The organism is Streptomyces sp. WELS2, from assembly GCF_013870595.1.
Lineage (GTDB): Bacteria > Actinomycetota > Actinomycetes > Streptomycetales > Streptomycetaceae > Streptomyces.
Window position 1 is genome coordinate 1 of sequence record NZ_JACBWZ010000406.1, and the last position, 5,572, is coordinate 5,572.

Below are 5,572 nucleotides of genomic sequence, written 5' to 3' on the forward strand. Positions count from 1 at the left end.
GCGCGCCGCGCGTACCCGCCGCCGCCCCGGCCCGTGCCGCCACCTTGACGCTCCTTCGGTGCGGCCCACCCCGTTCGGGGGTAGTGAGACCCGCATCACGGATTAGACGATGCCGGGAAGCCACCCGGCAATGGTCCGGTACCGAGGAGGACGTGGATGACGGCGACCGAGACGTTCCGCAGGGCCAGGGACTTCCTGCTGGCGCACCGCGAGGACTACGCCACCGCCTACGAGGGCTTCCGCTGGCCCCGGCCCGGGCACTTCAACTGGGCGCTGGACTGGTTCGACGTCATCGCCGAGGGCAACGACCGCACGGCGCTGCACATCGTCGAGGAGGACGGCACCGAGACGCGGCTGTCCTTCGCCGAACTGTCCGCGCGCTCCAACCGCATCGCCCGGTGGCTGCGCGAGCGCGGGGTCGCCCCCGAGGACCGGATCCTCGTCATGCTCGGCAACCAGGCCGAGCTGTGGGAGACCGCGCTGGCCGCGATGAAGCTGCGCGCGGTCGTCATCCCGGCCACCCCGCTGCTCGGCCCGGCCGATCTGCGCGACCGGGTGGAGCGGGGCCGGGTGCGGCACGCCATCGTCCGGGCGGAGGACACCGCCAAGTTCGACGGCGTGCCCGGCGGTTACACCCGGATCAGCGTCGGCGGCCTGCCCGAGGAGGGCTGGGAGCCGTACGAGGACGCCTACGCGGCCCCCGCCGACTTCGTCCCGGACGGCCCGACCCTGGCCGACGACCCGCTGATGCTCTACTTCACCTCGGGCACGACGGCCCGCCCCAAGCTGGTCGAGCACACCCACACCTCGTACCCGATCGGCCATCTGTCCACCATGTACTGGATCGGGCTCAAGCCCGGCGACGTCCACCTGAACATCTCCTCGCCCGGCTGGGCCAAGCACGCCTGGTCCAGCCTGTTCGCCCCGTGGAACGCGGAGGCCACCGTCTTCGTCGTCAACTACACCCGCTTCGACGCCGGCCGGCTGATGGCCGAGATGGACCGCGCCGGCGTCACCACCTTCTGCGCCCCTCCGACGGTGTGGCGGATGCTCATCCAGGCCGACCTCACCCGGCTGGCGAACCCGCCCCGCGAGGCCGTGGCCGCCGGCGAACCGCTCAACCCCGAGGTCATCGAACAGGTCCGGCGTGCCTGGGGGGTGACCATCCGGGACGGCTTCGGCCAGACCGAGACCGCCGTGCAGGTCGCCAACACCCCCGGCCAGCCGCTGAAGACCGGCTCCATGGGCCGGCCGAGCCCCGGCTTCCGGGTGCTCCTGCTGGACCCGGTCTCCGGTGAGCCCGGTGTCGCCGAGGGGGAGATCGCCCTCGACCTGGCCGAGCGACCGGCCGGCCTGATGACCGGCTACCACGGCGACCCGGACCGCACGGCCGAGGCCATGGCGGGCGGCTACTACCGCACCGGGGACATCGCGACCCGGGACGAGGACGGCTACCTCACCTACATCGGGCGCAGCGACGACGTGTTCAAGTCCTCCGACTACAAGGTGAGTCCGTTCGAGCTGGAGAGCGCGCTGCTGGAGCACGAGGCGGTGGCCGAGGCCGCCGTGGTGCCCGCCCCGGACGAACTGCGGCTCGCCGTGCCCAAGGCGTACGTCGTGCTCGCCGAGGGCTGGGAGCCCGGTCCCGGCACCGCGAAGGTCCTCTTCGAGCACTCCCGTGAGGTGCTCGCCCCCTACAAGCGCATCCGCCGGCTGGAGTTCGGCACCCTGCCCAAGACCGTCTCCGGCAAGATCCGCCGCATCGAGCTGCGCGAGGCCACGGCCGCGGGCTCCCCCGACGAGTACCGCGAGGAGGACTTCCGGTGACCGCGCCGACCCCGGCCCGGGGCGCCGGAGCCCCGCACACCGGGGGGACCCGGCCCCCGTACACCCAGGGGACCGAGCCCTCGTACGCCCACGGGACGGGGACCACCCCGCTCCTCGGTGACACCATCGGCGCCAACCTGGACCGGGCCGTCGCGGCCTGGCCGGACCGGGAGGCGCTCGTGGACGTGGCGTCGGGCCGGCGCTGGACGTACGCCGAGTTCGGCGCCGACGTCGACCGGCTGGCGTACGCCCTGCGCGCGAGCGGTGTCGCCAAGGGGGACCGGGTGGGCATCTGGGCGGTCAACTGCCCGGAGTGGGTACTGGTCCAGTACGCCACCGCGCGCATCGGCGCGATCATGGTGAACATCAACCCGGCGTACCGCACGCACGAGGTCGCCTACGTCCTTCGGCAGGCCGGTGTCTCCTTCCTGTTCGCTTCCCCGGGACACCGGACGAGCGACTACCGCGCGATGGTCGAGGAGGTGCGGCCGGGGCTGCCCGGGCTGCGGGAGACGGTCTACTTCGGCGACCCGGGCTGGGACGCGCTGCTCGCGCGCGCCACCCCCGGGGCCGCGGCGCAGCCGTTCGAGGAGCTGTCCTGCGACGACCCCGTCAACATCCAGTACACCTCGGGTACCACGGGCTTCCCCAAGGGGGCCACCCTCTCCCACCACAACATCCTCAACAACGGGTACTTCGTGGGGGAGCTGCTCGCGTACACGGAGCAGGACAGGATCTGCATCCCGGTCCCCTTCTACCACTGTTTCGGCATGGTCATGGCCAATCTGGCCGCCACTTCCCACGGCGCCTGCATGGTCGTCCCGGCGCCCTCCTTCGACCCGGCGGCCACGCTGGAGGCGGTGCAGCGGGAGCGGTGCACCTCGCTGTACGGCGTCCCGACCATGTTCATCGCGGAGCTGGGCCTGCCCGGCTTCGCGGACTACGACCTGTCCTCCCTGCGCACCGGCATCATGGCGGGCTCCCCCTGCCCGGTGGAGGTCATGAAGCGGGTGGTCGCCGAGATGCACATGGAGCAGGTCTCCATCTGCTACGGCATGACCGAGACGTCGCCGGTGTCGCTCCAGACCCGGATCGAGGACGACCTGGAGCACCGCACCGGCACCGTCGGCCGGGTCCTGCCCCACCTGGAGGTCAAGGTCGTCGACCCCGCCACGGGAGTGACCCGGCCCCGTGGCACGGCGGGGGAGCTGTGCACCCGCGGCTACAGCGTGATGCTCGGCTACTGGAACGAGCCGGAGAAGACGGCCGAGGTGATCGACGCCGGCCGCTGGATGCACACCGGCGACCTCGCGGTGATGCGCGAGGACGGGTACGTCGAGATCGTCGGCCGGATCAAGGACATGATCATCCGGGGTGGCGAGAACATCTACCCCCGCGAGATCGAGGAGTTCCTCCACGCCCATCCCAAGATCCGGGACGTCCAGGTCGTCGGGGTGCCGCACGAGCGGTACGGCGAGGAGGTGCTCGCCTGCGTCATCGCGAGCGACCCCGCACAGCCGCCCACCCTGGAGGAACTGCGGGTCTTCTGCGCGGGCCGCCTCGCCCACTACAAGATCCCGAGCCGGCTCCAGCTGCTGGACTCCTTCCCGATGACGGTGTCCGGGAAGGTGCGCAAGGTCGAGCTGCGGGAGACCTACGGAACCTGAGACGCGCCGGAGTCCTGCGGAGGGCCGCCCGTGCCGCACGGGCGGCCCTCCGCGCTTTCCGGGGGGTGGACCGCCCTTGACGACCTTCGTCCACCCGCCTACATTGCTTCCAGATAGTAGAAGTTACATTCCGCGATACGGAAAAGATTGCGGAGATGACAATCGGGAGACCGTGCTCACCGCGGGGCGCGACGGGAGTACGCATCCGAGAGGCCGAAGCAGGAGTACTCGATGGCTCGTATGACCGCTGCCCGCGCGGCAGTTGAGATCCTCAAGCGCGAGGGCGTCACCGACGCCTTCGGTGTGCCGGGCGCGGCGATCAACCCGTTCTACAAGGCCCTCAAGGAGGGCGGCGGCATCAACCACACCCTCGCCCGCCACGTCGAGGGCGCCTCGCACATGGCCGAGGGCTACACCCGTACCAAGCCGGGCAACATCGGCGTGTGCATCGGCACCTCCGGTCCGGCCGGCACCGACATGATCACCGGCCTGTACTCCGCCATCGGCGACTCCATCCCGATCCTGTGCATCACGGGTCAGGCGCCGACGCACGTCATCCACAAGGAGGACTTCCAGGCCGTCGACATCGCCTCGATCGCCAAGCCGGTCACCAAGATGGCGGTGACCGTCCTGGAGGCCGCGCAGGTCCCCGGTGTCTTCCAGCAGGCCTTCCACCTGATGCGCTCCGGCCGTCCCGGCCCGGTCCTGATCGACCTGCCGATCGACGTCCAGCTCACCGAGATCGAGTTCGACCCGGAGACCTACGAGCCGCTGCCGGTCTACAAGCCCACCGCCACCCGCGCCCAGATCGAGAAGGCCATCACCTTCCTTCTGGAGTCGGAGCGCCCGGTCATCGTGGCCGGCGGCGGCGTCATCGGCGCCGACGCCTCCGACCTCCTGGTGGAGTTCGCCGAGCTGACCCAGACCCCGGTCATCCCCACCCTGATGGGCTGGGGCGCGCTGTCCGACGACCACGAGCTGAACGCCGGCATGGTCGGCGTGCAGACCTCGCACCGCTACGGCAACGCCAACTTCCTGGAGTCCGACTTCGTCCTCGGCATCGGCAACCGCTGGGCCAACCGCCACACCGGCTACAAGCTCGACGTCTACCGCCAGGGCCGCAAGTTCGTCCACGTCGACATCGAGCCCACCCAGATCGGCAAGATCTTCCCGCCGGACTACGGCGTCGTCTCGGACGCCAAGGCCGCCCTGGAGCTGTTCGTCGAGGTGGCCAAGGAGCTGAAGGCGGCCGGCAAGCTGCCCGACCGCGGCGCCTGGGTGGCCTCCACCCAGGAGCGCAAGGCCACCCTGCTGCGCCGTACGCACTTCGACAACGTGCCGATGAAACCGCAGCGCGTGTACGAGGAGATGAACAAGGCCTTCGGCCCGGACACCCGGTACGTCACCACCATCGGCCTGTCCCAGATCGCCGGCGCGCAGATGCTGCACGTCTACAAGCCGCGCCACTGGATCAACTGCGGCCAGGCCGGCCCGCTCGGCTGGACCATCCCGGCCGCGATCGGCGTCGCCAAGGCCGACCCGGACTCCCCGGTCGTCGCGCTGTCCGGCGACTACGACTTCCAGTTCCTGATCGAGGAGCTCGCGGTCGCCGCCCAGCACAAGATCCCCTACGTGCACGTCCTGGTGAACAACGCCTACCTGGGCCTGATCCGCCAGGCGCAGATCGGCCTGGACATCAACTTCCAGGTCAACCTGGAGTTCGAGAACATCAACACCCCGGAGCTCGGCGTCTACGGCGTGGACCACGTCAAGGTCGCCGAGGGGCTCGGCTGCAAGGCCATCCGGGTCACCGAGCCGGACCAGCTGGGCGCCGCGTTCGAGCAGGCCAAGAAGCTCGCCGCCGAGTACCGGGTGCCGGTCGTCGTGGAGGCGATCCTGGAGCGGATCACCAACATCTCGATGAGCCGCACCATGGACATCAGCGACATCTCCGAGTTCGAGGACCTGGCCACCGAGCCCGGCCACGCGCCGACCTCGATCAAGACGCTGAAGGTCTGACGGATCCGGCACAAGCCAGGGGCGGCCCGCCCGGGGGGACGGGCCGCCCCTTCGTCATG

3 protein-coding genes are annotated in these 5,572 nt (G+C 70.4%); all 3 read left to right on the plus strand.

All coding sequences use genetic code 11. The features are described from left to right. Positions 1-156: 156 nt before the first annotated feature. The 3 genes from H5J33_RS21720 to gcl all read left to right on the plus strand — a co-directional run bounded on the left by H5J33_RS21720 (position 157) and on the right by gcl (position 5,513). On the plus strand, positions 157-1,827 hold the full coding sequence (locus H5J33_RS21720) for an AMP-binding protein (RefSeq protein ID WP_181796593.1): 1,671 nt from the start codon (positions 157-159) through the stop codon (positions 1,825-1,827). Between the two features lie 125 nt (positions 1,828-1,952). Continuing rightward, the gene (locus tag H5J33_RS21725; RefSeq protein ID WP_309485461.1) at positions 1,953-3,494 is read left to right on the plus strand and encodes an AMP-binding protein; all 1,542 of its coding nucleotides are present in this window, start codon (positions 1,953-1,955) and stop codon (positions 3,492-3,494) included. Between the two features lie 231 nt (positions 3,495-3,725). Continuing rightward, positions 3,726-5,513 (plus strand): glyoxylate carboligase, encoded by a 1,788-nt coding sequence (gcl, locus tag H5J33_RS21730; protein WP_181796595.1) that lies wholly within the window; start codon positions 3,726-3,728, stop codon positions 5,511-5,513. Positions 5,514-5,572 lie beyond the last annotated feature (59 nt).

Bases quoted from the DNA above. Each gene is read 5' to 3' on its own strand.
- H5J33_RS21720 (WP_181796593.1), top strand. From the start codon at position 157: ATGACGGCGACCGAGACGTTCCGCAGGGCCAGGGACTTCCTGCTGGCG.
- gcl (WP_181796595.1), top strand. From the start codon at position 3,726: ATGGCTCGTATGACCGCTGCCCGCGCGGCAGTTGAGATCCTCAAGCGC.